We start from the raw sequence: 24313 nt of genomic DNA, 5'->3' as shown, positions 1-24313 counted from the left end.
GCTGATGCCTATAACTCGCGTGGTGCGAGACTGCGGGACGGGGTGCGCGAATGGTGGCCCTATTATTTGATGCTGGCACCGGGCCTGATCTACTTCGGGCTGTTCCACTACCTGCCGATCTGGGAGGCGCGGCTTGCCTTTGAGGATCTGCGTATCATCGGTCCGAATGTCTGGGTCGGCACCAAGCATTTTGCGCAGCTGTTTGCGTCGCCGACCTTCTTCGAGGTCCTGAAGAACACGCTCATCATCAGCGCGATGAAGGTCGCCTTCGTCTTCCCGCTTCCGATCATCCTGTCTCTGCTCTTGAACGAGGTGCGCTCGGGACGTTTCCGGCGCGGCGTGCAGTCGGTGATCTATCTGCCGCATTTCCTGTCCTGGGTCGTGATCGCGGGCATTTTCATTGCAGCGCTCTCGCCGTCCAATGGCGTGGTCAATGATTTGCGCGACTTCGTCGGTCTCGACCGTCGCAGCTTCATGACTGACAGCGGATCGATCCGCTGGGTGCTGGTCTGGTCCGAGGCCTGGCGCAGCGCCGGCTGGGACAGCCTGCTCTATTTCGCCGCCATCATGGCCATTGATCCGGCGCTGTATGAGGCTGCCGAGATGGATGGTGCATCGCGCTGGCAGAAGATGCGTCACATCACGCTGCCGGGCATTGTGCCGACGATTGCGACGCTCTTCATCCTGCATGTCGGGCTCTTCTTGAACGCGGGCTTTGATCAGGTCTTCAACCTGTCCAACGACGCCATCCGGGACAAGATCGACATCATCGACACCTATGTCTACCGGCTCGGTATCACCGGCGGGCAGTTCTCGCTCGCCACGGCCGCCGGCCTCTTCAAGGGCGTGATCGGGATGATCCTGATGATCGGCGCGCACACGCTGTCCAAGCGACTGACAGGCAAGGGGGTCTGGTGATGGCATCCAGCAACAAGACCCGGATGGAGCGGCTCGAAGAAGCGATTATCTATTCCGTCCTTATCGCCATCGTCGTGGTGACGGTGCAGCCGATCCTGAACCTTCTGGCGATCTCGCTCTCCGATCCGGCCCGCGTGCCGGGGATGAGCGGCATGGATATCGTGCCGGACGGGTTCTCGATCGATATCTGGAAACTCCTCGCAAGCCACCCGGCGGTGCAGCGCGGGCTGATGAACTCGATCTTCATCACCCTCGTCGGGGCGATCCTCAACGTCACGTTTACCGCCATGATGGCCTGGGCGCTGTCACGCAAGAAGCTGCCGCTGCGCCGGACCCTGTTTGTGCTGATCCTTGCGACCATTGTCTTCGAACCGGGGATCATTCCCGATTACTTCGTGATGCGACGCCTGGGGCTGATCGACAGCTATGCTTCGGTCATCATCTACAAGCTCGTCAACGCCTGGTACCTCATCATCCTGATCCGCTTCTTCGAGGAGGTTCCGGAAGAGCTCATCGAGGCAGCGACGCTGGACGGTGCAAATGCGTTTCAGGTCTTCTGGCGCGTGGTGTTGCCGCTCGCCAGACCGGCGCTGGCGACCATCACCCTGTTCTACGTGGTTTATCACTGGAACGATTTCCTGCGTCCGATGATCTATTTCAACGATCAGGACATGTGGCCACTGCAGGTTGTGCTGCGCCAGTTCGTCGTGGTCGGCGACAAGGCCGCCATCGTCGGACTTCAGGCCATGAACAATTACGAGGGCGCGAGCCAGATCGATCTCCGGGCGTTCCGCGCCGGGATGATCCTGTTCACCATCCTGCCCGTCCTCGCGATTTACCCGTTCATCCTTCGCTACTTCACCAAGGGAACCATGTCCGGTGCCCTCAAATGACCGCATATTCAGGGAGGAAATAATGAAAGACCTAACCATATCCCGTCGCGCCCTGCTTGCAGGGCTTGCCGCAACACCGGCGCTTGCAATGCTGCCGGGCAGGGCAATGGCCGCAAGCGGCACGATCCGGATCGTCATGAAGGATCTTCTGACGAGCAACCCGGAAGATGTTGCCCATGTCGCACGCATTGAAGAGGCTCTTGCCGCGCGTGGCCACGATATCAAGATCGAGATCATCGATCTGCCGTCCGAAGGCTATGCGGAAAAGCTCAACCTGATGCTGCTCTCGGGCGACGTGCCGGACATCATCTATTTCCAGGGCGGTGACGAGCAGATCGCGCAGCAGGGCGTGCTGATGGATTTGAACCCGCTGATCGCCAAAACCGAACATTTGAGCAAGGCGCTCTGGCCGCACAATACCGCGCGGCTCGGCAACTACCCGCATCTGCTCTATGTCTACCCGGCACGGACCAAGGCGCCGGTGATGCGCAAGGACCTTCTGGAAGCGACCGGCCTTTCCGCGCCGACCTCGCTCGAGGAATGGGATGCGCTTCTGCGCGCCATCCCCGGCACCGAGATCGCCGGCAAAGCCGTGAAGCACGGCATCATCGCGCCGAACAACACAGCCGAGCTGGACGCGATCTTCGATCCGGCCTTCGGTATCGAACAGACCTGGATGAAGAACGCCGATGGCGAACTGATCCACTCGCGCATCAGCGAGGGCGAGCGCGCCAAGCTCGCCTGGTACGCCAGCCTTTTCGCCGACGGGGTGCTCGATCCGGAATTCATCACCTCGAACTGGGAAGTGAAGGAAGACAAGTTCTACACTGGCCAGGTCGGCGTGGTGATGGGCACGGCCGGTCCGGTCGTGGGCATCTATGAAGCCAAGATGGCGCAGGTGAACCCGGGGGCCGAGCTGGTGCTCCTGACCCCGCCCGCCGGCATTCAGGCCGTTGATGTCAGCAAGGAAAGCCGGGGCTTCGCCATTCCGGTCACCACGAAGAAAACCGACGCCATCATGGCCTTCTTTGACTTCGTGGCTTCGCCGGAAGGGCAGATGATGGAGCGCCTCGGCTTCGAGGGCGAACACTACACCCGCGAAGGTGATACGCTGACCGCGACCGACAAGCTCGGCGCCTGGTATCCGCGCTTCATCTACGCAAATCCAAACTACCACCAGCCGCCGCTCAGCCCGCTGTCGCCTTTGGCCCAGAGCGCGTTGCAGCAGGGCGTCGACTTCTTCCGCGCCGACAACACCTTCGTCTGGTCCCCCGATCTGGCGGCGGCTGTGGACGGGGCGGAGACCTACTACCGCACCAATGTCTTCCGCTTCGTCTCCGGCGAACTGTCGACCGAAAACGATTGGGATGCCTTCGTTGCGGGCTGGCTGGCCGCTGGTGGGCAGGCAATGACTGATCATGCAAGGACCGTAATGTGACACAGCAAGGACAAGACGGAACCTCCCCGTTCCGTGGTCGCGTCCGGGCAATGGTTCATGGCGTCGCTTTCGGCGACGCCATGGGCGCCCCGGTCGAGAAACTTTCTGCCGCCGAAATCCGCGAGCGCTATGGTCGGGTGACCTCGCTGCGCACTGCGTGGCATCGAGACGGGCAGAGCGAGGATCAGCGCAAGGGCAGGGTTCGCGGCAACGGGATCACCACCGACGACACGGCGATGACGCTTTCGCTGATGCGGATCTATGAGCGCGAAGGCCGCCATCTGGACGCCTGGGACATGGCTGAAGGCATGGTGCGCGAAATCGCGTGGGAAAGCCGCTGGGTGCCCGAGTTGCAGCGCGAAACGCCGCTGATCGAACGCCTCTTCTATCCCGAGAAATGGATTTTCCAGCGTCTGCAGCTATCGGCCTGCGATCCGCGTCAGGGCGGCGTGGGCAACATGGTGAACTGCGGTGCGACGATGTATATCGCGCCGGTGGGCGCTGTGAACGCCTGCAACCCGCGCGCGGCCTATGATGAGGCGATCAATTTCGCCGAGGGCCATCAGCAAAGCTATGGCCTTGAGGCCGCCGGTGTGTTTGCCGCTGCGATTGCACAGGCTTTCGTACCGGGCGCGACGCTCTCCGAGGTCGTTCAGACGGCCTATGATCTCGCCCATGACGGCACCCGCACGGCGATCGGCGAGATCGTTGCTGCCGCCGGGGAGCTTGCCCGCAAGGGAGCCGAAGCCGACGAGGTCACCGACACGTTCCATCGCCTTATCGCGCCGTTCTCGCCGATGGGGGACAACGTTGCGCACGGGCCCGAGAAGGCCGGGGTGGCGACCGCTGCCTACCAGCCCTCGCGTCTGCTTTCGATCGAGGAGTTGCCGCTGGCGCTGGGGTTCTGCATCACGGCCGGCGGTGATTTCCGGCAGGGGGTGATCGACGGGATCAACTCGGGCCGCGACACGGATTCCATCGGTGTGATGGTCGGCGCGATCCTCGGGGCAATGCATGGCCCGTCGGTGATCGATGAGGATGATGCCGAGCTTCTGGATAGCGCCAACCGGTTCTGCCTCTCCGAGAGCGCAGACCGTTTCACCACCGCTGCGCAGGCGATCATCCAGGGGGATGAAGAGGCTGCGCGCGCAAGGGCTGCGCAGCGTGCCGCAATCTTCGCACAGGACAAGAAGGAAGCTGCCGAATGACCCCGGAGAGCATCCGCGAAAAGATCTATGCCGGACTGATCGGCAAGGCCGTTGGCGTGCGCCTTGGTGCGCCGGTCGAACCGACGGTCTGGACCGAAAAGCTGATCCGCGAAGTCTATGGCGAGATCGATGACTATGTTCGCGACTATCGCAATTTCGCGGCGGACGACGACACCAATGGACCGCTCTTCTTTGTGCGTGCTCTCTGGGACGAAGGCGATGAGCTGACTTACGAATCCGCCGGGCGCACATGGCTGAACTATATCGGTGACGGTCACGGAATGCTCTGGTGGGGCGGGTTCAACATCTCCACCGAGGAAACGGCCTATCGCTATCTTCAGGACGGTGTCACTGCGCCGACCTCGGGCAGCATCGCGCTGCGCGGCCAGATCGAAGCCGAACAGATCGGCGGGCAGATCTTTTCGGATTGCTGGGGCTGGGTCTGCCCTGGCAAGCCAGAGGAAGCCGCGCGGCTTGCGCGGATCATGGCTTCCGTGTCGCATGACGGCGAAGCGCTGCACGGCGCGGCCTATGTCGCCGGAGCGACGGCGGCGGCCTTCACCGCTTCGTCCATCGCCGAAGTGCATGAAACCGCGCGCGCACTGGTTGCCGACGGCTCGCACTATGCCCGTGTTCTCGATGCGGTTGCAGCCTACCATGCGGCGAACCCCGAAGACTGGCGCGGCTGCTTCCACATGCTGGAGCGTGACTTCGGCTATGACAAATGGACCGGCGTCTGCCACGTGATCCCTAATGCGGGGGTGACAGCACTGGCGCTGCTCTATGGTGAGGGCGACATGCCGCGCACGGCGGCAGTGGCCTCGATGTGTGGCTGGGACACCGACTGCAATGCAGGCAATGCTGCAAACATTGCAGGCGTGCTTCAGGGTGTTCAGCCACACTGGGCCAAATGGCGTCGTCCGATCAACGACATCCTCATCACCTCGGCGGTGACCGGTTCGCTCAACATCGTCGACATGCCCTCGGCCGCCCGCGATTTCGCTGTGCTGGCGCTGCGTCGTCGGGGCGATGCGATCCCGGAGGGCTGGGCCGACAAGGCGCTCGCCCGCGCCGTCGATTTCGACTTCGCGCTGCCGGGCGCAAGCCACGGCATTCGTGCGGAAGGTTCGCATCGTCTGCGCACACTGCCGGGCAACGCCGAGGGCGCGATCACCGTCCAGATCGACCGCTGGGCCGCTGGCGACAATGGCCGCGTGTTCTGGAAGCCCTTCTACCGGGAATGCGAGTTTGACGATAACCGCTATCGTCCGATGCTCTCACCCGTCACGGCCTCGGGCCAGCGCGTCGAGATTTCCCTGACGGGGACCGAGGCGCTCGAAGGTCCGCGACAGGTGACGTTCGTTCCCTATGTCCGCTTTGCCGCTTCCGGCGAAGTGCGGGAACTGGGAGACTGGTCGCTTCTGCCGGAGGACTGGCAGGTCATCGGGTTCACGCTTCCCGACAGCGAGGAGGCTATTGACGAGATTGGCATCCTGATGAAGCAGACGGCGGAAGCCCGCGTTTTCATGAACGTGCTGATCCGCAGCTTCACCGTGACGGGAGCCGGCAAGACGGTCATTAACCCGCAGATCGAATCCGAGGAATGGGGCTCGGTCAGCCGTTTCAGCTTCAATCGCGGAAGCTGGGGCCTGTCGGACGGTTGCATTCGCGGTGAGGCGACGAAGGACGGAGATCTCTGGACCGGTCACGCCTTCGCAACCGATCAGACGGCGACGGCGCAGATCTCGCGTGTCGAGGGCGAGAGCCATCTGGTCAGCGTGCGCGCCTCGGGCAATGAACGCTTCTATGCCGCGGGCATCCATGAGCGCCGGGCTGTGATCCTCCGCGAGGATTTCGGAACCGAGATCCTTGCGGCTGCGCCGGTTGACGCCGGGCAGGACGTCACCCTGACCTTCGCTGCGAAGGGTGAGACGCTTACCCTGTTCATCGACGGCAAGGAAATTGTCTCGGCGACTGACAGCCGGCATCCGCGCGGCATGGCCGGTCTTAGGCTCGGTGGCGCCGGTGTCGTGATCTGCCGCCGCTTCGAGATACTGGAGGGCTGATTTGGGACGGATCCAGCTGGAGAATGTTGGCAAGACCTATGGCGGAACCAGGGTCTTGCAGGACATCAATCTCGATATCGAGGACGGCGAGTTCGTCGTCCTCGTCGGACCTTCGGGCTGTGGCAAGTCCACGCTCCTGCGTATGGTGGCGGGGCTTGAGGACATTTCGCAGGGCCGCATCATCATCGACGGCAAGGTTGCGAACCGGGTTCCGGCGAAGGAGCGCGGGCTGGCGATGGTCTTTCAGTCCTATGCGCTCTACCCGCACATGAAGGTTGCCGAGAACATGAGCTTTGCGCTCCGTCTCGCAGGCGTCAAGAAATCCGAGATCGACGCGAAGGTTCGACAGGCCGCCGAGATACTCGGGCTTGAGCCTTATCTCGACCGTCTGCCCAAAGAGCTTTCGGGTGGCCAAAGGCAGCGGGTCGCCATGGGGCGGGCCATCGTCCGCGATCCGGAAGCCTTTCTGTTCGATGAGCCCCTTTCAAACCTCGACGCCAAGCTGCGTGTGCGCATGCGGTCGGAGATCAAGAAGCTGCATCAGCGGCTCGCAAAGACGACGATCTATGTCACGCATGATCAGACCGAGGCGATGACGATGGCAGACCGCATTGTCGTTCTGCATGACGGTCATGTTGCCCAGATCGGGCCGCCCTCCGAGCTTTACAACAATCCGAACTCAGCCTTTGTGGCCAGTTTCATCGGCTCGCCCGAAATCAGCATGTTCAAGGCGAAGGCAGGCGCGAAAGGCGCGCGTCACGTCGTTCTGGACGGCGGCGTCACCATGCCGCTCGGGCGGCCGCTGGACGTGGCTGAAGGCACCGAGGTGACGTACGGCATTCGTCCGCAGACGATCGAGATCTCTGAAACGGGACCGGTGGCCGAGGTGCTGCTTGTGGAGCCGACCGGCGAGACTGCCGAAGTGACGCTCTCGCTCGCGGGGCAGGAGATGGTCGCCGTTCTTCCGGCGAAAGCCGGGCTGGAACCCGGACGCCAGATCGCGCTTGGCATCCCCGCTGAACGCGCGCTGGTCTTCGACCCGGCGACCGGTGGACGCCTGTTGTGATCCGGATCGGGGGAGGCTGACCGGAAGGCTCGCCGGGTGTGGCGGCGGGCCTGCGTGAACTCGTTCGCTCACCAGCATTTGCGTCCATGGAGGGACAGATGCATCCGGGCGATGAAGGCCTTTGACAAAGGCCGCCGACAAGACGCTCGATCATCACTTTCTTGTCTTCTCACGGCTTGGTGTCGTGCCATGTCTGCCGAACGACTGCTGCAGCTCCATTGATGAAAATCAATGTGTTAGCCTCCTCGATAAACTAACATTGCGACGACCGGCTCAACGGATCGCTTCACTGCTGTCCGTAGGCTGAGTCACGCCGTTTCCCCAACCAGCCTGACTTGCTCATCACCGGGTTTCTTACGCCTCCAGTGTCAGAAACCGGGGCGCTGCTGCGCGATCTGGAGAGCCAGAAGGCCTGGGTTTCAAGTCGGTTTCACGCAGATTTATCGAGGTGTTTCAAAAGCCGTGTTGACGGGGCAGGGCAAATGCCGCATTAATTGCGCATAAAGTTGCGCAAATTTATGAGCAGATAATGCCAGCCTTGTTAAACCCGACCATTGCCGCTTCCGCTGCAGGGCAACACGACGTTCTCGACATGCAGATGTTCGTGGGTGCCGTGAATGTTTCCGAAAGCCGGATGGAGAAGCAGGCATGAGCGCAGGGGCAGAGACCGTCGCGCTGGAAAAAGGGGAGGCCCTGCACGAGGCAGACCCGCGCTTTGCTTCTGCCTGGACGCTGGCTCCCTCGGGCAAGGCGGATCGGCCGCTTCTGATTGCGGTTCACGGAAGTGCGCGCGACCATCTGCAAACGCGCGACGCGTTCGACGATCTGGCTACCCGGCAGGATATCAATGTGCTTGCGCCTCTCTTTCCTGCCGACGTGACGCGCCCCGGCTATTCGGACGGTTACAAGTTTCTCCGTGAGCCGGGCATTGATTATGCGATGCTTGTGGAGGGCATGGTTGCTGCCTTCAGGGCGCGCTTCTCCCTCGGCTCTCAGTCTACTTATCTGTTCGGTTTTTCCGGCGGTGCGCAGTTTGCCCTGCGCTATGCGCTGGTGGCGGCAGGCAAATTATCCGGCGCGGTGATCGCAGCGCCCGGTGCGGTGACGCTGCTGGATGCGGAACTGCCCTGGTGGCCGGGCGTGGCCGGCATCGAGCAGGCCATCGGACGACCCGTTGATGTGCAGGGGCTGAAACAACTGCCGGTGCATCTGATCATCGGCGCGAATGACAGCAATCAGGGGCTGGTGGCCCGGGGGCCGGATCATCCCGATCACTCGCCTTTCGCCGATGTCGCCGGCGCGGACCGTCATCAGCGTCTCGCGGCCCTGAAAGAAAGTCTTGAGAAATCGGGGCTGAAGCCGGGGTTCGAATGTCTGGATGGCATTGGGCACGAACTTGGCCCGCTGGCCGAAGCTGCATCCAGTGCCATCGAAAATTGGCTTTAACGACATACACAAAAGGGGAAAATACATGTTGCGTACATTGCTTCTAACCGCTGCGTTCTTCACGCTTCCCGCAGGCGTATCGTCTGCGCAGGCGCTGCCCGATCACTATCCGGCGGACTATGCCGACCTTGTCGCGCAGGCGAATGCGGAAGGCTCGCTGCTGATCTATTCCAACATGGGGCCGGAGAACTGGGAGCCGCTGATCGAGGCTTTCAATCAGCACTATCCGGACATCAAGGTGGAAACGCTCGATCTCGGTCCGGGTGAAGTGTTCACGCGCTATCGCGCCGAGACGGGCACGGGTGTGGCGACGGCCGACATTCTGGCCGCCGGCACGATTGGCGACTGGATTCAGGCCGCCAATGACGGACTTGTCGTCGATTACAAGTCACCGGAAGCCCAGTTCCTGCCGGAGTGGAGCCTGCCGATGCCGGGTGTCTACACCTTCTCCGCAGATCCGATGATCCTGATGTACAACAAGGTTCTGGTTCCGGAAGAACTGCGCACCGCTTCGATGGAAGAGTTCTTCGCCAACATCACGGCGCACCCAGACGTCTTCAAGGGCAAGATCGGCACATATGACGGCCAGTTCGCATTTGGTGAGTCCATCAATTTTGCGTTTGTGCGGCACCATGGCGACAAGGCATGGGGATGGTTTGACGCAATCGGCCCGTCGACGCGGCCCGGTGGCGGCACCGGCGGCATGATCGAGAAGACCGTGAGCGGTGAAAACACCGCGTCCTACTTCGCTTCCGGCCCGGTTCTCTTCCCGCGGCTGAAACAGGGCGTCGGACAGATCATCGACTGGAAATTTCCTTCAGACGGTACGCCGGTCTTTCTGCGTGGGGTTGGCGTGACGGAAAAGGCCCCGCACCCGGCGGCAGCGCGGCTGATGCTGGACTTCATCCTCTCCGAAGAGGGCCAGTATGCGGTGGCGGAAGGCAAGCTGACGGCCTATCGCCCCGGCGTGAAACCGCAGGGCGAGACCTCCTATTCGCTCGATGAGGTGATCGAGGAGATCGGCGGTGAGGATAAGATGATCCTGATCAATTACGATCCCGACATGCTGACGGAGCACGATGCGTTCATCGCCCGCTGGGCCAAAGCCTTCGGTATGTAATCAATCAATGTGGCGGCCGGCCGCGAAGAAGCCGGCCGCCACATGATGAAGGAGTAGCCAGCTCATGACCACGCAATCCGCCGATACCGCGCTCGCGTCCCCGCGCGTCGGCCCGGCATTCCTGCCTCTCAGCCGTTCGCGCATGGTGCAATGGCTGATCTTCATCATTACGGCGGTTCTGGTGCTCGCGCCGGCGCTGCCGATCCTGCTGCAGGTGTTCGTCGCCGGCCCTCTCTATGAGCGTGACTGGCATTTTACCTTCGCGAATATCGGCCGGCTTCTCGGCAATGAGGCCATTGGCGAGATCGCGCTGACGACACTGGCCTTCGCGGGCCTGACGACCGTCATCGCGCAGGTGCTCGGCGTGGCAGCGGCCCTTCTCTTCGGACGCACGGACATGCCCGGTCGCCGCGTGATGGGCGACATGATGATGTGGCCGCTCTATCTCTCGCATCTGATCATGGTGGTCGGCTGGCTCATCGTCTATGGCCCCTCCGGTTTTCTGACGCAGGCTTTCGCGCGGATGTTCGGTGACGCGCCGTGGAACCTTTATTCCATTCCGGGGATGGCCATCGTTGCCGGTGTCTCGCAGGCTCCGCTGGCTTATCTTTATTGCCTGTATGGCGTGGCGCGCTCCATTGACCCGACGCTGGAGAGTGCTGCCCGGACCTGTGGTGCAGGACCGCTGACCGTGATGCGGCGTGTGACGCTGCCGCTGATGTTGCCGGCCATCGTTACCTCAAGCGCGCTCAACATCGTGATCGCCGTGGAAATGCTCTCGATCCCGCTGTTTCTCGGCAGGCCGGCGCGCATCGACACGCTGTCATCCTATCTCTATCTGGAGGGGATCGGGGCTTCCAATCCGCAGCATGGCATGGTGGCCGCCTCGGCTCTGGTTCTGGTGGTTCTGGTCGGCGCAACGCTGATGCTACAGCGATTGCTTCTGTCCAACGGGCATCGTTATGAGACGGTGAAGGGGAAGGGCACACGGCCCGCGCCGCTGCAGCTTGGCGCGCTTAAATGGCCGCTTTTCACGCTCGCCGCTATTTATATTGTGTTCGTTGTTCTCGTGCCGATCCTGGGGCTGGTCCTGCGCGCCTTCACCAGCTACCTTACGCCGCTCATTCCGGTCTGGCAGGTGCTGACGCTGCAGAACTTCAAGGACGTCTTCCAGACAGACGCCTACATGCGCGCACTCTGGAATACGCTGATCATCTCGGTGGCAGCGGCCGGTCTCGGCACGCTTCTCACTGCGCTGATTGCCCTCGTCATCCAGCGGTCGAGCTTTCCGTTCCGACGCACGCTGGAAGCACTGGCCTATTCGCCGCGCATGGTGCCGGGCCTGATCACGGGTCTGGGCGTCTTCTATGCCGCGATCGTCTTTGCGCCCTTCGGATGGTTGCGTGACAGCATCTGGATCCTCGTTGTTGCCTATGTGATGGCGACCATTCCGCTGGGTCTCGGCGCAGTGCAGCCTTCGGTGGTGCAGATCGGCGCAGATCTCGACAAGGCGGCGCGCACGGTGGGCGCAGACTGGATAACCAGCATGCGGCGCATTCTGCTTCCGCTGATGAAACCGGCCCTGCTTGGCTGTTTCATTCTGCTCTTCGTCGTGCACCTGAAATCTTATGTCGTCGCCATTTTCCTCATGGCGCCGGGGCTGGAAATCATGGGTGTGACCATGCTCGGCCTCTGGGAGAACGGAGCAGCCGGCGTGACCGCCGCCTTCGCAACCCTGCAGATCGCCATGATCGCGATCCTTCTGATCGCCGCCCGTCTCGTGTTTGGAGTTAAGCTCTATGAATAAGCTCGTTCTGGAAAATCTCACAAAGAGCTATGGCGACGTTCACGCCGTAAACGATATTTCGCTGACGGTGGAGCAGGGTGAGTTCCTCACGCTTCTCGGGCCGAGCGGCTGCGGAAAATCGACCACGCTTGCAGCGATTGCCGGTCTTGACCGGCCGACATCCGGTGTCATCCGCTTTGGCGACCATGTGCTTTTCGATGAGGCGACCGGTCAGTTTGCGCCGCCTGAAAAGCGCGGCTTCGGGGTGGTGTTCCAGTCCTATGCGCTGTGGCCGCACCTCACGGTGGAGCGCAATGTCTCCATGCCTCTGGAGCTGCGCAAAGTGAGCCGGGCAGAGCGTGCGCGACGCGTCGACGAGGCGCTGGAACTGGTCGGGCTTTCGGGCTTCGGCAAGCGCTATCCGGGTGAATTGTCGGGAGGCCAGCAGCAGCGTGTTGCGCTGGCGCGTGCGGTGGTTTTCCGCCCGCCGCTCCTGCTGCTCGACGAACCGCTCTCCAACCTCGATGCACAGCTGCGCCAGAGTGCGCGGGTTTGGCTCAAGGAAATTCAGCGCGAGCTCGGTCTGACCGCAATCTATGTGACCCATGATCAGGAAGAAGCGCTGGCGATGAGCGACCGCATTGCCGTCATGCGTGCGGGCAAGATCGTCCAGCTCGGAACGCCGCAGGAAATCTATGAGCGGCCGCAGCATCCCTTTGCGGCCACGTTCATCGGCAGCGCCAATCTTATCGAAGGCATCGTTGAGCAAAGTGCGCGCAGGGGCGATACGATCGTTACGCGCCTTCGTCTGGCGGATGGCCAGCAGCTGGACGGCCATAGCGCCGTACCGATGGCCACCGGGACGAAAGCCAAGCTGGCAGTGCGTGGCGAGCGCATGCGCATTGCCGAGAAGAGCGGCGCGAACACACTGGATGCCGGCTTCACCACCGCCAGCTATCTGGGCAATCACTACGAGCAGAAGCTGACCCTGGCGGGGCAGGAAATTCGGATGCTTGTGGATGTACCGCAGCCTGAAAGGGCGGGGAAAATACACATTGCCGAGGGCGATGCCCTTGTTTTTTCAGCAGAGTAGTGGGAACCCTCGGAAGGTTTGGGGAAGGCAGCGATGAGCAAAAGGGAGATCAGAAACGGGCTGAGCGAGCGCCTGCGCGCCGATATTGCGGCTGGTTTCTATCGGCCGGGCGAATGGCTGCGGCTCGTCGATCTTGAAGAACGCTATGGGGTAGGGCGGTTTGACGTGCGTCAGGCGCTTGCCCAGCTTGCGTCCGGCCACATGGTCAGCCATGTGCCCAATCGCGGTTATCGCGTGGTGGAAACCGACCGCAAGCAGCGCGATGAACTGACGGATACGCGCCTGATGCTGGAGGTGCCGGCAGCGCTGCTGGTGATCGAGCAGGCGAGCGAAGCTGACGTGGCGAAGATAGAAGCCGCCGCGCTCGCCTTCGACGATGCGCTCGAGGCTGTTCCCTACCCCGAAGCACAGAAGCTGAACCACGCCTTTCACCACGCCTTCTACGATTGCTGTGGCAATCGCACCCTGATCGATCTCATCCATGAACTGCGCGAGCGCAATCTGCCTGGTGAGTGGAACCAGTGGGCAATGCCGACAAAGGCGAGGTCCAGCAGTCTCGACCATCTGGAGATGGTTGAGGCGCTGAAAACGCATGACCGTGAGCGCATGGCAGAGGTCATCACCCGCCATCTGTCGCGCTGGCGTGAGGGCTCTTCGGACCAGCGCTGACGGCGCAGCTCCGCGCCCGTTTTTCTCTCTCTCCTGCTATTTATTACAGATTGCGTCGCTGCGGCTCGCGGTGAAGGCTCAGCTAAAATCCCAAAGGAGTTTTCACATGCCTGCAGACGATGTGGTTGAAGATTTTGCGTCCTTCCGAGAGTACAAGACCTGGTATCGGGTCATCGGAGACCTGAAATCGGGAAAGACGCCGCTCGTGGTTGTTCATGGCGGACCGGGCTGCACGCATGATTACCTTGAGAGCATTTCGGATATCGCGGCCACGGGGCGTGCTGTCGTCTTCTACGATCAGCTCGGCAATGGGCGTTCGACGCATCTGGAAGAGGCCCGTCCCGATTTCTGGACAGTCGACCTGTTTCTTGAAGAGCTCGACAATCTGCTCGACCATCTGGGCATTCGCCAGCGCTACAATCTTCTGGGCCAGTCCTGGGGCGGCATGCTCGGGTCAGAACATGCCGTGCGCCAGCCGGAGGGGTTGAACGGTCTCATCATCGCCAATTCCCCCAGCTCCATGAAAGCATGGGTGGAAGGCTGTCTGGAGCTGCGCACGAAGCTGCCGCAGGAGACGCAGGATGCGCTGGCCCGCCATGAGGCGGACGGCAGCTATGATCATCCCGACTATCAGGCGGCATCGCAGGTTTTCTACGAGCGTCATGTCTGCCGTTTGCAGCCCATGCCGGATTTCGTGAAGCGCACCTTCGACTGGATCGACCGTGACCCGACCGTCTACCACACGATGAACGGCCCGACGGAGTTTCATGTGGTCGGCACGCTGAAGGACTGGACGGTCGTGGAACGCCTGCATCGGGTGCAGGCGCCGACACTGGTTATCTCGGGAGCTTATGACGAGGCGACGCCGCGAACCGTGCGCGAGTTCGCCGACCGTATTCCGGGAGCTGTCTGGGAGGTGTTCGAGGAGTCGAGCCACATGCCGCATGTGGAACAGCAAGGCGCTTACATGGCGGTGGTCGCTGATTTTCTGGCGCGGCTGGATTGAAAGGGAGAGGTCCGATGACCAAGCTTCGCGTTGCCGCGATCCAGTTGAACACGACTGGTGATGTGAAGGCCAACAATGCGCAGATTGAAGAGATGGTTCGACAGGCTGCCTGCGAGGGTGCAGCCTTTGTCAGCCTGCCGGAGGCGGCCAATATTCTTCTGCGCGACAATCTGCGTTATCCGACGGTCTGCCTGCCGGAGAATGAGGACACGACGCTGGCGCTCTGCCGCAGTCTGGCAGCCGAGCTTGGACTTTGGATCCATGCCGGCTCGCTTCTGGTGCGCCATGAGAGCGGGCAGCGCGTCTGGAACCGCACCTACCTCATCGCGCCATCGGGCGATGTTGCGGCGACCTATGACAAGCTGCACACATTCGATGTGAAGCTGGGTGGCGCAGCCGATTTTCAGGAATCCGCAGCGGTTGCTCCGGGAGAGGGTGGAGCCGTGGTTTTCGACATGGGCGATCTTCGGCTCGGCCTGTCGATTTGCTACGACATCCGCTTTTCCTATCTGTTCGATGCGCTGGCCGGTGCGGGCGCGAATGTGATGATGATCCCGGCCTCCTTCTCCACGGCAACGGGTCCGCTGCACTGGGAGCCACTCCTGAAGGCTCGCGCGATCGAGACCGGCTCCTATGTGATTGCCGCAGCGCAGTGTGGTGAGCGGGAAGGCGTGAGGGTTTACGGGCAATCGCGGATCATCTCGCCATTCGGCGAAGTCATCGCTGCGGCGGGCGACGATCCGTGTGTCATCATGGCTGACATCGACAGCGCAGTGATTGAAACGACGCGCCATCGGTTGCCGACGCGCCTTCAGCGTCGTGAGATCGGAACGCCCCGCATTGTCGCGGCGCAGGCGTGAAATGCACGTGGCAAGTCCAGTCGTCGGGCTTGCCACCAGAAAAGTCAGCGCCTAGCGTATACGGAGGCGGGCCAGGGGATGTCCGGCAGAACCGAATAGATGCAGGTGATGAGCACAAAGCCGAAAACGCTATCCAATGCTGAATTGGACGGAAAGCTCGACCGGGCTGCCCGGTCGGTGGCGAAGTTCGGAATGCAGGCGCTGATCTACGACTTTTCTCCGGTGCCGTTCACGCCGGAGGGCGAATTGATCACGCCCACCCTCCTTGCCTCCCGAAATGTTCCAGGCGAGATGGTGAGCCTTTGGTGTGATGACGGGCTATATCAGCTAGACCCGGTGCAGAAGATTGCGCTGGGTCGGTCGCGCCCGGTCTACTGGTCGTACCATTGCGATGAATCTTCGGAACTGAGCGACCGGAAGAACATCCCTGCGGAGGTTGCGAACTTCCTGCGCGATCGCAAACTGGCGCGCGGCATAACCGTGGCTGTGCGAGGCGGTACGCGTGGTCTTGCGACGGTGACCGGGATCTGGAACGAGCGCCCGCCGGAGCGGCGTCTCGACAATGAGCTGGCCGCTGCGTTCGTCCTGATGGCGCATGAGTTGCAGGATGAGATCATGGCTTCGATCAGCAATGAAGCCATGATGACCACTGCCGTGCGCCTGACCCCGCGCGAAATGGAATGCCTGCGCCTTTGCGCGGAAGGCAGACCCGACAAGCAGGTCGCCCATGCGCTGGATCGTTCGCTCTCGACCGTGATCATGCACATGCAGTCGGCAATGAAAAAGCTGGGCGCCCGCAACCGCGCCCAGACACTGGCGCGCGCGGCCCATTACGGCCTGCTTGATCCCGCGCCCTCCTGCCGACCCAACCTGTAAGTTCTTCCAGCTAGGCCGCATCCCGCTCCCTTTCTAGGTTTTCTTCCGGAGAAGGAAGAGGAGGGAAACCTTGGGACGACGCTTTTGGCTAAAGCGGCTTTTTCGGACGCTGATCACGCTATGGGCGGTGGTCACGTTCACATTCGTCGTTTTGCGCACCTCCGGAGATCCGGTGGTCGCCCTGCTCAGCCCGGACGCGCTGCCGGCCGAGATCGAGCAGTTTCGCCAGAAATGGAACCTCGACCGTTCGCTTTTCGAACAGTACCTCGCCTATATGCTGAACCTCTTTTCCGGGGATTTCGGGCATTCCTATCAGGACGGACGCGCCGTTACGGCGATCATTGCGGAACGTCTTCCGAACACGCTTCAGCTCGGTGCGGTGGCCTATCTCTGGGCTCTGGCAATTGGTATTCCCGCAGGCATTCTTGCCGCGCTGAAGCGTGACAGCCTGCTTGACCGGGGCGTCATGACCTTTGCGGTGGTGGGCTTTGCGCTGCCAAACTACTTTCTCGGCATCCTCCTGATCCTGCTTTTCTCGTTCCATCTGCGCTGGCTGCCAAGCGCGGGGGCGGGCAGTGCGCTTCATCTCATCATGCCTGGTCTGACATTGGGTTTCTATGTGGCGGGAACGCTTGCGCGGTTCACCCGTTCGGCCATGCTGGAAGTGCTGGAGCGGCCGTATATGCGCACGATCCGGGCAAAGGGCGCTCCCTTCCTCTATGGCGTGCTGCGCCATGCGCTGCCCAATGCCGCGATCCCGATTGTCACCATTCTTGGCCTGAATCTGGGTGCTCTGGTGGGTGGTACGGTCGTCGTGGAGGCGGTGTTCGGCTGGCCTGGCATCGGACGCCTTCTGGTGCAGACCGTTGCTTCGCGTGATCTGGCGGTGGTGCAGGGGCTGGTCCTGATGATGGCCACCTTCATGGTCCTCGCAAATCTGCTTGCCGACCTCACCTATTCATTGATCGATCCGCGAATTCGGGTGAGCAAATGATGCGCCATATCCCAACGATTGCCTGGCTCTCTATCGCGACGCTCGCCTGTGCACTCCTCTTCGCGCTGTTCGGCGGCTGGCTGTCAGACCACACCGCAAGCCAGCAGAACCTGCTCGCACGCATGCGCCCGCCAGTGTTTTTCGGAGGCAGTTTCGATTTTCCGCTGGGCACCGACCGGCTTGGACGCGATCTGCTCGCGCGCATGGCCGAAGGGCTGCGCATATCTCTTCTGATTGCGCTTCTCGGGTCGGTTCTGGGAGCCGTGTTTGGCTGCACGCTCGGCTTTGTTGCAGCGCATTTCAGGGGCTGGGTGGAAGAGACGATCATGATGGTCGTGGACATTCAGGCATCCCTGCCATTCATACTGATCGCCCTTACGCTGCTCGCATTCTTCGGCAATTCCTTCGGACTGCTGATCCTGCTCATGGCGATGTTTGGCTGGGATTCTTATGCCCGCCTTTCACGCGGCGTGGTTCTGTCGGCCAAGAGCCAGCCCTGGGCGGAAGCTGTCCGCACACTCGGCGTGCCGCCAGTTGCCCTCTACCTTCGGCACGTGCTGCCCAATGTGGCCGGCATTCTGATCGTCCAGCTCACGCTGAACTTTCCGCAGATCATCCTGCTTGAGAGCGCCCTCAGCTTTCTTGGTCTCGGCATCCAGCCACCCATGACGAGCCTTGGCCAGATCATGGGAGACGGGCGGGACTACCTGTCGACCTCCTGGTGGATATCGGTGCTGCCGGGCCTGACGATTTTCCTCATTTCTCTGGCGATGTGCGTGCTCGGAGACTGGCTGCGCGACCGGCTCGATCCGGCGTTGCAGCGCCTGCGCTGACAATAAAAACCAATGGGAGAACCGACATGAACAGACGTGAATTCGGCAAGCTGATGATGAGCACAGGTCTGGCGGCTGGTATGATGCCAGGCCTCGTTCTGGCGGCGAACACAAAGGAACTGAACGTCGCGGTGGAGGCGCTCTGGCAGAACATTGCGCCGATCAACGGCATATCGAATGCTTCGATCCGCATCTTTCCCAACATCTATGACCGGCTCGTTGAGATCGATTATCTCAACGATCCTTCGGGCCAGACGCTGATCCCGCGCCTTGCAACCGGCTGGGAGCGAAACGGGAAGGTCTGGACAATCACGCTGCGCGACGGCGTGAAATTCCACAATGGCGAGACGATGACCGCCGAGGACGTCGCCTTCACCCTCTCCGCCGAACGGCTCTGGGGCGAGGAACCCTATGAACCGCGCGGTCGCACCTACACCGCCGGCTTTGTGCGGGTCGAGGCGACCGGGCCGCTGACGGTCGAGATCGAAACTGCGGATGAGGACATCAACATTCCCGGCAAGCTCTCGGGCTTCATCGGCTATGTGGTTCCCAAAGCCTATTATCTGGAAAAGGGTGTCGATGGTTTCGGGCAGGCGCCGGTTGGGACCGGTCCCTACCAAGTGACGCGTTATCGCGGCAATGAAGCAGCCAGGCTGGAAGCGTTTGCGGATCACTGGGATGGCGCACCGCCGGTGGAGCGGCTGAACTTTCTTCTCGTGCCGGAATATGCAGGGCGGCTGGCTGGGCTGGCGACGGGCGAGTTCGACATCATCGCATCGATTCCGATCGATCAGGAAAACCAGATCGAGACGATGGAAGGCGCTAACCTGATCCGCAAGCAGGTGAACAACTACACTGCGGTGCTGTTCAACACGCGGAACGATCCGGAAGGGAACCCGCTTCAGAATCAGGATCTGCGCTATGCGATGATCCAGGCAATCGACATGGACGCCATCGTGCAGGCTCTGTTCGGCGGTAACACCTTCTTCCCGTCGGTCCCCTTCAACTTTCCTGAATATGGCAAGTTCTACGATGCGGCCGCAAAGCCCCGCCTGCCATACGATCTGGAGGCGGCGCGGGCGCTGGTCGCGAAGTCCGGTTACAAGGGCGAAAAGCTCATCTGGCATATCACCCGAGGATTCTGGACGAACTACGACGCCGCAGCCGAGATCATGGTGGAGATGTGGCGGGAGGCCGGGATCAATGTCGAGGCGCAGTTCCTGGACAATTTCCAGCTGGCCTATGAGCGGCCGTTCCACATGCTCGCGGTTTCCGGTGGAACCAGCTTCATTCCCGGCGATCCCTATCAGCCGCTGTGGCTCGACTGGAGCCCGACCGGGGTCATCTCGTCGGCTTCGTGGAAGACATGGGATCCGACGGAACGCTTCGTCGAGATCGGCGCCGCCTATGCCAAGTCGACCGATCCAGATGAACGCAAGGCGCTGTTCCTTGAACTGTCCGACGAGTGGCAGCGCGTGACGCCGGGGCAATATATGTGGAAGTCGCTTGCCAACTGGGCTGTTCGCGATGGCATCTCCTTCGTGCCGGTGCCCGAGTTCGAAATGCGGCTGCATGGCGGTTATCTGACGCTTTGACACGACCATTCGCCCGGGCTCGCTCCATGACGGAGAGCCCGGGCCACCGCACATCCGTGCATTCGACCGGTATTTGAGGAACCATCATGGCCAGATCCTCCGCCCTGCTTTCCGTCCAGAATCTGTCGATCCAGCTGCCCGGCGTCGCAGATCGCACGCATGCCGTTTCCGATGTTTCCTTCTCCGTTGCGGCGGGCGAAATCCTCTGCATCGTGGGGGAGTCCGGCTCGGGAAAATCGGTGATGTCGCTGGCCATTATGGGGCTCCTCTCACGCGGGCTTTCGGTGGAAGGCGGAGAGATACTGTTTGAAGGGCAGGACCTTCTTGCAATGTCGCCGAAGGCGCGGCGGGATCTCGCGGGCCGCCGCATCGCCATGGTGTTTCAGGAGCCCATTGCCTCGCTTAATCCGTTTTACCGGGTGGGTGAGCAAGTGGCCGAAGTCTTCCGTTTGCACACCGACATGCCGAAGGCGGAGGTTCGCAAGCGCGTGCTCGAACTCTTCTCCGAAGTGCTGCTGCCGGAACCGGATGTGATCTATCAGCGCTATCCGCACCAGCTTTCCGGCGGGCAGTGCCAGCGCGTGATGATCGCTATGGCGCTGGCGCTGGAGCCTGCGGTGCTGATCGCCGATGAACCGACCACCGCGCTCGACGTGACCACGCAGGCGCAGATACTGGACCTGATCAGGGGGCTGCGCGCGCGGCATGGCACAGCGGTTGTGTTCATCACCCACGATTTCGGTGTGGTTGAGGAAATTGCTGACCGCGTTGCCGTGATGCAATCAGGCCGCCTTGTCGAAGAAGGCGCGAAGGAGCGCATCATGAAAGCGCCGGAGCATCCCTATACCCGTGCTCTGCTCGCTGCGGTTCCGAAGCTTGATCCCCGTGAGGTTACGCCGCACGGCAATCCTCCCTTCCTCGTGGCGGAGCACCTGCAGAAGCGGTGGCCCGAGCGTGAGATCCCTGCGCTCGACGATGTGTCGCTTTCCATCCGCCCCGGCGAGACAATCGGGCTGGTGGGAGAGTCCGGCTCCGGCAAATCGACGCTTGCGCGCTCCATCATCCGTCTCGGCACGGTTGATGGCGGCAGCATCAGGCTCAATGGCGAAGACTTGATAAGCAAGGATGGTGCACCCCTGCGCGCCCTGCGCCGGCATATCCAGATGGTGTTTCAGGACCCGTATTCCGCTCTCGACCCCCGGCAAAAAATCGGCTCTGCCTTGACCGAAGGGCCGATGGCCTACGGCCTGTCTCGGCAGGAAGCCGAGGAGCGCGTGCGTGAGCTGATCCTGGCGGTGGGGCTGCAGCCATCGGCGCTGGAGCGGTTTCCCCACGAGTTTTCCGGCGGGCAGCGTCAGCGCATCTGCATTGCGCGTGCGCTTGCACTGCGTCCGGATCTGCTGATCGCCGATGAAGCGCTTTCTGCGCTTGATGTCACCATGCAGGCTCAGGTTCTGGAGCTTCTGGGCGAGATGCAGGAGCGGTTTGGCTTCGCGATGCTGTTCATCACCCATGATCTGCGTATTGCCAGTTCACTCTGCGACCGGATCTGCGTCATGCAGCGGGGCCGCATCATCGAGGAAGCGGAACCGCGTGAGCTGTTCATCCATTCCCGGCACCCCTACACGCAGTCGCTGTTGCAGGCGATCCCGGGAGGGGACGGCTAGGTTCGAGAAGGCCTTGGTTTAGCCCAAGCTCGCAGTGTTTGCGTCTCGGCGATGGCACATGCCCTTGCAACTGCGCTGAGCAGTTCGCGCAGGTAGGTCCGTCAGGGGCCGTGCAGGGCGGCCAAGAATGTCGCGCGTATTGGAATTGGGCGTTTCACTTCGTGAGCGGGTCATCGCCTGAAACTCAATCACATGCTCGATGGTCCACTCCGGCAATGCGATGCCGGGCCTGCCGCTCTATCTCCGTTATCCCAACCGTGCCTATACGAGTCGCCCGACAGAAACGCTCAAGAAGGCAATTCGGGACTGGAGCAGATGGCTTTAGTGCGGTGGCTTTCTTGAGGCAGCCTGCTCTTCGCTGCCAGTCTATACGACTGTCAAAGTTGCAGGATGAGATCGGCGTAGAAAATTGCTTAATCTAGGCGCTCTTCCTGAAGCTCATTGGAGCGTGCCCTTGTGTATTAGTGCGGAACCAATGCACTAAGTGAAGGTTCCTGAACGAAGTTGGGAAACTGTGTCCGTTGAAAGCAGATGTCCAGAAAGCCGGATTGCAGGCCTTTGTTGCGACCCTGCCTTGGCCCGCACATCGTGTGTGAATACACCAAACTGGTGACAGGTAAATCCAACCACGAGATACCCGAAAAAGCCCCCCCGGCGACGCGAGATTTCGCCGCCGGGGGTTCCTGTGCGGGGTGACGCTTTGCGTCAGTTCCTCGTGATCTTCGATCCGAGGCCAGCGGCCACGAGGCGATAGTCGGCGGCGCGGGCGTGGGCTTCCATGCCTTCATAGAGGCTCTGGCGAACCGCATGCGGCGCGACTTCTGCTACGGCTTCGGTGGTCAGGCGCTGATGCGTGCACACCTTGACGAACGCGCCGACCCATAGACCACCGGAGTAACGACCGGCGCCGGCCGTCGGCAGCGTGTGGTTGGTGCCGCAGCATTTGTCCGAGTAGACAACCGAGGCGTTCGCGCCGATGAACAGCGAGCCGTAATTGCGCAGCTTTGCTGCGACAGCGTCGGAATCGGCAGTGATGACCTCAAGATGCTCGGGAGCGACCAGATCGGAATAGGCGATCATGGCGTCGACATCGTCGCACAGGACGATCTCGCCGAAACGCTGCCAGGATTCGGCTGCAACCGCGCTGGTCTCGAGTTCTGCGAGAAGGCGGGCAACCTCGGCTTCCACGGCCTCGGCCAGCGCAGGGCTGGTGGTGATGAGGCCGACGCGGGCGCGCACATCGTGCTCGGCCTGCGCCAGAAGGTCGATCGCCACCATGTCGGCAGCTGCGGTATCGTCGGCGATGACGAACACTTCGCTCGGGCCGGCGAGCTGGTCGATGCCGACCGGTCCGAAGACCTGGCGCTTGGCTTCGTTCACATAGGCGTTGCCCGGGCCGACGATCTTGTCGACGCGCGGAACGCTTTCGGTGCCGTAAGCCATAGCGGCGATGGCCTGGGCACCGCCGATGAGGAAGATGCGGTCTGCGCCCGAAAGGTGGCAGCCGGCGATCATGGCTTCATGGGCGCTCGGCGGCAGGCAGGCGATCACCTCGTCGCAGCCGGCGACCTTGGCCGGAACGATGGTCATGATCGGTGCGGACATGAGCGGATAGCGGCCACCCGGCACGTAAGCGCCGATGCGCTCGATCGGGATGACGCGGTGGCCGAGCGTCAGACCCGGCAGCGTCTCGACTTCGAGCGGCAGCATGGTTGCGAGCTGTTTCTCGGCAAAATTGCGCACCTGCTCGATGGCGAACAGCGTGTCTTCGCGCATGGCCGGGTCGAGATTGTCGAGGGCGGTGCGGATCTGCTCCTGCGATACCTCGATGGCGTCCAGTTCGACATTGTCGAATTTGGCGCTGTAGGCTCTTACCGCTGCATCGCCATCGCGGCGTACGTCGGCGAGAATCTGTTTAACGGTGCCTTCAATGGCATCGTTGTCAGCCAGAATGCTTTCCTGGGGCTTGCGAAAATAGGCGGCGCCCGGAACTGGCGTCGCGCGCTCGGCGTCGATGGTCATGAAGAACCTCATTCGGATGGATAAACCCAAGCCTCCTTAAATCTCGCCCAAACGCAGTGTCAATTATCTCAATCACATGGTCGATATTTGCACCAAGATGAGCGCGAAACGCCGGTTTTCCAGAGGTTCGCTGCTGCTGAAACAGTTCGGTTTTCAGTCCAACTGTCGCAGAACATCAATAGGTCGGAGGGGTGATGGCGCTGACGATCTCAGCCGGTTCATCGCCGACATTGCGAAAACGGTGCTTCTCGCGGCTGTCGAAATAATAGGCGTCGCCGGGGCCGAGCACGCGCTTCTTGTCGCCGGCCGTAACCTCGATCTGTCCCGAGATCACATAGCCGGCTTCCTGTCCCTCGTGGGAAAGGTCACCGCCCGTATCTGCGCCGACCTTATAGGTCTCCTTGAGGAACTGGAGCGCCCGGTTCGGGTGGTTGATGCCGATGAGCCTGTACGAAATGCCGCGCACATTGCCGATTTCGACCAGATCCTGGGCTTTGTAGAAGGGGCTGTGGCTGCCGAGGTGGACATCGCTGAGGAAGCCGACCAGCGTGCTGCCCAGCGCATCGAGGATCGCCTGCAGCGTGTTCAGGGAAGGGCTGACCTTCTCGCGCTCGATGAGCGAGATCGTCGAGTGGGAGACGCCTGAGCGCGCCGACAATTCACGCACGGTCAACTGACGCCGCCGCCTGAGGTCGCTGATCTTGTGTCCGATCTTGGCCACGTTCTGTCTCCATACATTGTTTCGGCAGCGAAAGAT

General features: G+C 61.5%; 21 protein-coding genes. 19 read left to right on the top strand and 2 right to left on the bottom strand.

The annotated features are described in order from the left end of the window. Nucleotides 1-69: 69 nt before the first annotated feature. The 19 genes from ACRTG1_RS02375 (at nt 70) to ACRTG1_RS02285 (ending at nt 21534) form a co-directional block, all read left to right on the top strand. Nucleotides 70-918, top strand: coding sequence for an ABC transporter permease (locus tag ACRTG1_RS02375; RefSeq protein WP_113157121.1), 849 nt, complete (start codon nt 70-72; stop codon nt 916-918). Continuing rightward, the gene (locus ACRTG1_RS02370) at nt 918-1811 is read left to right on the top strand and encodes a carbohydrate ABC transporter permease (RefSeq protein ID WP_113156657.1); all 894 of its coding nucleotides are present in this window, start codon (nt 918-920) and stop codon (nt 1809-1811) included. Before ACRTG1_RS02375 ends, ACRTG1_RS02370 begins: the two co-directional genes overlap by 1 nt. A 22-nt stretch (nt 1812-1833) precedes the next feature. Continuing rightward, entirely contained in the window at nt 1834-3249 is a 1416-nt protein-coding gene (locus ACRTG1_RS02365; RefSeq protein WP_432515698.1) for an extracellular solute-binding protein, read from the top strand. A 50-nt stretch (nt 3250-3299) separates the two neighbouring features. After that, nucleotides 3300-4457, top strand: a complete 1158-nt coding sequence (locus ACRTG1_RS02360; protein WP_113156658.1) for an ADP-ribosylglycohydrolase family protein — start codon at nt 3300-3302, stop codon at nt 4455-4457. After that, nucleotides 4454-6523 carry an ADP-ribosylglycohydrolase family protein gene (locus tag ACRTG1_RS02355; protein WP_432515697.1) on the top strand — a complete coding sequence of 690 codons (2070 nt, stop codon included), beginning with the start codon at nt 4454-4456 and terminating at the stop codon, nt 6521-6523. Before ACRTG1_RS02360 ends, ACRTG1_RS02355 begins: the two co-directional genes overlap by 4 nt. Nucleotide 6524: 1 nt before the next feature. Next, on the top strand, nt 6525-7589 hold the full coding sequence (locus ACRTG1_RS02350) for an ABC transporter ATP-binding protein (protein ID WP_113156660.1): 1065 nt from the start codon (nt 6525-6527) through the stop codon (nt 7587-7589). 529 nt (nt 7590-8118) lie between these two features. After that, complete coding sequence (locus ACRTG1_RS02345) at nt 8119-8241, top strand: hypothetical protein (RefSeq protein ID WP_256370549.1); 123 nt, start codon at nt 8119-8121, stop codon at nt 8239-8241. Next, complete coding sequence (locus ACRTG1_RS02340) at nt 8238-9035, top strand: alpha/beta hydrolase (protein WP_432515696.1); 798 nt, start codon at nt 8238-8240, stop codon at nt 9033-9035. The genes ACRTG1_RS02345 and ACRTG1_RS02340 overlap by 4 nt, the downstream gene beginning before the upstream one ends. Before the next feature lie 25 nt (nt 9036-9060). Then, complete coding sequence (locus ACRTG1_RS02335) at nt 9061-10155, top strand: ABC transporter substrate-binding protein (protein WP_113156662.1); 1095 nt, start codon at nt 9061-9063, stop codon at nt 10153-10155. 64 nt (nt 10156-10219) lie between these two features. Further along, entirely contained in the window at nt 10220-11962 is a 1743-nt protein-coding gene (locus ACRTG1_RS02330) for an ABC transporter permease (protein WP_113156663.1), read from the top strand. Beyond that, nucleotides 11955-13034 carry an ABC transporter ATP-binding protein gene (locus ACRTG1_RS02325; protein WP_206545060.1) on the top strand — a complete coding sequence of 360 codons (1080 nt, stop codon included), beginning with the start codon at nt 11955-11957 and terminating at the stop codon, nt 13032-13034. The genes ACRTG1_RS02330 and ACRTG1_RS02325 overlap by 8 nt, the downstream gene beginning before the upstream one ends. A 33-nt stretch (nt 13035-13067) precedes the next feature. Continuing rightward, on the top strand, nt 13068-13703 hold the full coding sequence (locus tag ACRTG1_RS02320) for a GntR family transcriptional regulator (protein WP_432515695.1): 636 nt from the start codon (nt 13068-13070) through the stop codon (nt 13701-13703). Nucleotides 13704-13809: 106 nt separating this feature from the next. Then, nucleotides 13810-14709 carry a proline iminopeptidase-family hydrolase gene (locus tag ACRTG1_RS02315; RefSeq protein ID WP_432515694.1) on the top strand — a complete coding sequence of 300 codons (900 nt, stop codon included), beginning with the start codon at nt 13810-13812 and terminating at the stop codon, nt 14707-14709. Nucleotides 14710-14723: 14 nt separating this feature from the next. Beyond that, entirely contained in the window at nt 14724-15569 is an 846-nt protein-coding gene (locus ACRTG1_RS02310) for a carbon-nitrogen hydrolase family protein (RefSeq protein ID WP_432515693.1), read from the top strand. 108 nt (nt 15570-15677) lie between these two features. Then, entirely contained in the window at nt 15678-16445 is a 768-nt protein-coding gene (locus tag ACRTG1_RS02305; RefSeq protein ID WP_246747110.1) for a helix-turn-helix transcriptional regulator, read from the top strand. A gap of 70 nt (nt 16446-16515) precedes the next feature. Next, entirely contained in the window at nt 16516-17439 is a 924-nt protein-coding gene (locus tag ACRTG1_RS02300; RefSeq protein WP_113156669.1) for an ABC transporter permease, read from the top strand. After that, the gene (locus ACRTG1_RS02295; RefSeq protein ID WP_113156670.1) at nt 17439-18272 is read left to right on the top strand and encodes an ABC transporter permease; all 834 of its coding nucleotides are present in this window, start codon (nt 17439-17441) and stop codon (nt 18270-18272) included. The genes ACRTG1_RS02300 and ACRTG1_RS02295 overlap by 1 nt, the downstream gene beginning before the upstream one ends. Before the next feature lie 26 nt (nt 18273-18298). Next, nucleotides 18299-19867: an ABC transporter substrate-binding protein gene (locus ACRTG1_RS02290; protein WP_113156671.1), complete on the top strand. Its 1569-nt coding sequence runs from the start codon at nt 18299-18301 to the stop codon at nt 19865-19867. Between the two features lie 86 nt (nt 19868-19953). Beyond that, a complete protein-coding gene (locus ACRTG1_RS02285) occupies nt 19954-21534 on the top strand; it encodes an ABC transporter ATP-binding protein (RefSeq protein WP_432515692.1) in 1581 nt (526 codons plus the stop codon). A gap of 705 nt (nt 21535-22239) precedes the next feature. Here the strand turns inward: ACRTG1_RS02285 and hisD are convergent. Beyond that, nucleotides 22240-23556 (bottom strand): histidinol dehydrogenase, encoded by a 1317-nt coding sequence (gene hisD, locus ACRTG1_RS02280; RefSeq protein WP_432515691.1) that lies wholly within the window; start codon nt 23554-23556, stop codon nt 22240-22242. Nucleotides 23557-23731: 175 nt separating this feature from the next. Next, nucleotides 23732-24277 (bottom strand): cupin domain-containing protein, encoded by a 546-nt coding sequence (locus ACRTG1_RS02275; protein ID WP_113156673.1) that lies wholly within the window; start codon nt 24275-24277, stop codon nt 23732-23734. Nucleotides 24278-24313: the final 36 nt, after the last annotated feature.

Origin of the sequence: Nitratireductor sp. PBL-C9, assembly GCF_050877045.1 — a bacterium.
Taxonomy (GTDB): Bacteria; Pseudomonadota; Alphaproteobacteria; order Rhizobiales; family Rhizobiaceae; genus Nitratireductor; species Nitratireductor aquimarinus.
This window is presented reverse-complemented; position numbering and strand designations above follow the sequence as displayed.